4 protein-coding genes and 1 pseudogene are annotated in these 3305 nt (G+C 68.5%); 2 read left to right on the top strand and 3 right to left on the bottom strand.

The annotated features are described in order from the left end of the window. The coding region (locus tag VN520_RS23520; RefSeq protein WP_325748929.1) for a hypothetical protein at window positions 1–553 on the top strand (553 nt) is incomplete at its 5' end. 150 nt (window positions 554–703) lie between these two features. Here the strand turns inward: VN520_RS23520 and VN520_RS23515 are convergent. Beyond that, complete coding sequence (locus VN520_RS23515; protein ID WP_325748928.1) at window positions 704–1330, bottom strand: hypothetical protein; 627 nt, start codon at window positions 1328–1330, stop codon at window positions 704–706. Between the two features lie 56 nt (window positions 1331–1386). Here VN520_RS23515 and VN520_RS23510 point away from each other — a divergent pair, with 56 nt between their 5' ends. Beyond that, entirely contained in the window at window positions 1387–2070 is a 684-nt protein-coding gene (locus VN520_RS23510; protein WP_325748927.1) for a TetR/AcrR family transcriptional regulator, read from the top strand. Between the two features lie 45 nt (window positions 2071–2115). On the opposite strand, the pseudogene VN520_RS23505 reads toward VN520_RS23510, so the two are convergent. Together VN520_RS23505 and VN520_RS23500 are read right to left on the bottom strand one after the other, a co-directional pair. Further along, window positions 2116–2366 (bottom strand): annotated as a pseudogene (locus VN520_RS23505) (ATP-binding cassette domain-containing protein); the annotation flags it as partial. Between the two features lie 75 nt (window positions 2367–2441). Further along, entirely contained in the window at window positions 2442–3227 is a 786-nt protein-coding gene (locus VN520_RS23500) for a DUF4386 domain-containing protein (protein WP_325748926.1), read from the bottom strand. Between the last annotated feature and the right edge of the window lie 78 nt (window positions 3228–3305).

Below are 3305 nucleotides of genomic sequence, written 5' to 3'. Positions count from 1 at the left end.
CCCGTACCGCGTCCACCGCGCGGCTGGTCAATGTCCGCGTCACGACCTTGGAGTTGCCGTGCAGAATGATGACGAGGGGCAGTGGTCCCCTCTTCCGCCGTCGGAAAGACACCCGAACCGAGCCGGCGAGAACGCCACGGGAGAAGCGCCAGTCGATCCCCATGCCCGTGTGATCGGAATCGGCGCCCTGTGCGACGTGAACCGGACGTCGGATGACGGCCGCTCGGTGAGCTTCTGGGTCAGCGAATTCGTCTTGCTGGCCGACCAGCGTCGCGTGACCCTGCGCAACGATCTCGGGTTCACGATCCGCTGGGGATCGAACGTCTCGCCGAACACGTCCACCGTCTTGGGCAACGAAACCGCGCAATCCATAACGCAGGACGTGCTCAACGTCGTGCTTCCCGACGAGGACAACGAAGAAGTCCACCCCTGGGAGTACTTGACCCAGCTCGCACGGAGTCGTGGCCTCCAGGTGACCGCCGAGGACCTTCGTGGCCTTCCGTATTCGGTCCACCTCACCGACTCCGTCGTCGAACTGCTCTCGACCAGCTGAGCCGCGTTCTTCTCGCCCCTGTGTGGTTCCTTGCCACTCACCTCTGCTTCAGTGGCGAGACAGACATCTGCGTGCGCTTTCTTTCGTTGCGGTCCGCCGCTGGTGTCTCGTGCGCCGCACGCGGGATTTGGCTGTGCCGTGTCGGGATGGTCATGCGCGGCGGGCGTGGGAGACGAGCGCGAAGGCGGACGCGGCGGGGGCGGTGACGGTGGTGGCGCGGGTGAACAGTGTGGCGGCGAGCCAGGCGACGCCGACGGCGAGGGTGACGAGGCCGAGGTTGAGGACCGGCTCGGGTACAGCGGCTCGGAAGGACACGGGCACGGCGCCGATGGCGTAGAGAGCGAGTGGTGCCGTGGGCAGTTCGCCGGTGCGGATCATGGCGGTGACGAAGGTGAGGCTGCCGGTCAGGAAGAGCACCGACGTCACGGTCAGGGCAGTGCCGAGCGGGCCTGCGCGCAGTGCCCCGACGGTGGCGTCGGGCAGTTCGGCGAACACGAGGTTGATGACGAACTCCACGCCGACCAGTGCTGCCAGAGCGCAGGCGTTGAGCAGGAACGCGGCCAGGCCGAACCGGCCCGCCCGGCGTCCGAAGGCGATGTACAGGCCGGCGATGAGCGCCAAGGCAAGGATCTGGGCCAGCGGGGCCACCAGTTGGGTGAACGCAGAGGTCGCGATGACCTCTGCACGCTTCGCCGCGTTGATCACCAGCACGGCGGCGCTGGCGCCGCCGGCAACGGCAGCACCTCGGTAGAGGGTGGCGGGGCGTGGATACGACATGACGATCTCCCATCCATAACGGTTGTTATGAGGGAGGTTATAGTACTGTCGCGGTCATGACCAGCCCCCCGGAACCCCGGCCCAACGGGGCCACGGTGAAGACGCTCCGCGAGCGCCTGGTCGAGGCGACCCTGCAGCTGCTGCGGGACGAGGTCCCGACCGATCTGACGGTCCGGCGCATCGCCGCCGCTGCCGGCACCACGACGATGGCCGTCTACACCGGCTTCGGCGGACGCGACGGACTGCTGGACGCCGTGTACGCCGAAGGGTTCGAGCAGCTGCGCGCCCGCATGGCACCAGCGGCCGCGGTGGCCGATCCAGTGCAGTCGATACTCGCGCTACTGGAGGCGTACCGGACCTTCGCGCTGGCCAACCCGGGCCTGTACGGGCTGCTCTTCGAGCGGACTCTCCCAGGGTTCGACCCCAGCCCCGACGTGCGCAGCACCGCGCTGGACACGACCTTCGGTCTGCTCGCGACCCAGGCAGGACGTGTCCTCAACACCGCAGGGCAGACCGACGCGACCCGCAAGCTGGCCTACACGCTGTGGGCCCTGACCCACGGCCTGGTCAGTCTCGAGCTGTCCCACGCCAGCCGCAGCCCGCTGGCCCACCCCGCACTCGGCGACAGCGACGGGCAGGACGTTCTCAACGCTGCCCTGAGAGCAACGTTGACCGGCTGGAGCGAAACGACGCCCCAGCTCACAGATCGGGCACCGGATACGCGCAACAGGCCCGGCTGAGCCTGCATCGACGGTCTGCATTTTCTCGAACGCTGATCGAACTCTGCCCAGGCGCTGCCCCATGCCGAGGGAGAAGCCGCCGGTCCGCTTCGCGGCCACGTCCTGCAGACCGACCATGTCGATGACGTCGGCGAGGTGGGTGCGTCAAGACCGAGGATCAGCCGCATCGTGGTGGACTTGCCGGCGCCGTTGGGCCCCAGGAAGCCGGTGACGATCCCGAGTTGGACGGTGAAGGTCAGGTCGTCGACAGCCGTCTTGTCACCGTACTTCTTCGTGAGGTTCCTGGCTTCGATCACGGTGGCCCTTCCGATCGTTGGCCGTCGGGAGGACGGCGGGGAGCCTGCGACGGCGCAGGTGCTGGAGCCCGATGATCAGCCGTCGACGGTGAGGTGAGCGGTCGCAGAGCTCGTGCCCGCGGGCCTGCTCGTGGTGATGTGGGAGGGCCTGAAGCCCTTGAGGACCAGGTAGAGACCGAGCGTCAGCTCCCAGAAGAAAATCGGTAGGCCGGCGAGCGCCGCGGTGGGGGAGAGCTGTCCGTGGAGGCCGAAGAGCGTGGCGGTGACGGAGGCGAGGAGCAGGGGGGCGCCGACGAGGCCCAGCAGCGGGATGACCCGGGGCACGAGCCGGGAGTGGTAGAGCAGGGAGCCCAGGAGGAGCGCGTTGATCGCTGCCATCAGGCCGGGTCCGAGCAGGAACGTCCAGTCCCGGACGGCGACGAGGGCGTGACCGATCGGGACGAGCGAGTCGGGCTCGGCGGCGGTCGGGCCGCCGAGGTCCTGCCGCAGCGTGATGACCGCGAGGAGGCTCACGACGCCGACGGTGATGACGGCGGCTTCCAGGACGCGGGCGGCGACGAAGCCGAGGGCCGCGGCTTCGTGCTGCCGCTTGACGACCGGGAACAGCACGATCGCGGTGCCGATGGCGGCCAGGGCGTTGACCACGTCCAAGGAGAGGCCCCAGAGGACACGGGTGTCAGCGCCGGCGCCGATGATGTAATTCGGGTCCTCCAGCACCGGGGTCAGGAAGTAGAACGCCGCGGGAATGGAGCTGATGTAGGTGACCAGGTACAGCCCGCCGGCGACGAGGGCCGTTCTCCGCAGGGAGGTCATCGGGATGCGGCCGATGGCGGGCCGGGGGTTGGGAATGGAGATCGTCATGTCGGTCGTCCTGCCTCGGGAGTGGGAAGTACCTGTCGAGGTGCGGTGGTGGGGAGGGGTGACGGCTCGGGGTCGGCC

Origin of the sequence: Streptomyces sp., from assembly GCF_035563135.1 — a bacterium.
GTDB lineage: Bacteria > Actinomycetota > Actinomycetes > Streptomycetales > Streptomycetaceae > Streptomyces.
Note: the sequence above shows the minus strand (reverse complement) of the source record. Positions and strands in the feature narration are given on the sequence as shown.